A 284-nucleotide genomic window follows, 5' to 3' on the forward strand; every position below is an offset into this window, starting at 1 on the left:
ACAGGACTGTTTATTATTGACCACTAAGGTGGTTTTATACTCTTTTACTGCAACTCTATCTAATGGGGTTTCAGAAATAACCAAAAAGCGTGTTTGAGTATTAGCATAGTTAGTCACATCGTTATTAATGATCGTCGCGTTTTGTACCTTTGACAATGCATGATGAGGAATAATTGCCCCAGCGGACTCCACTTTTTCTTCATATAAAATCAAAGATTCCATATTGCTTTGACTGTTGTGTACCTTAACGCCTTCTATAGCATTAATGAACTCAGAACATTGCC

1 protein-coding gene is annotated in these 284 nt (G+C 36.6%); it reads right to left on the minus strand.

Going from position 1 to position 284, the window contains the following annotated elements:
* Nucleotides 1-284: prephenate dehydratase domain-containing protein (locus V6256_RS15295; protein ID WP_341599114.1), on the minus strand; the 284-nt coding region annotated here is incomplete at both ends.

This window comes from Psychromonas aquatilis (genome assembly GCF_038155185.1).
Lineage (GTDB): Bacteria > Pseudomonadota > Gammaproteobacteria > Enterobacterales > Psychromonadaceae > Psychromonas > Psychromonas aquatilis.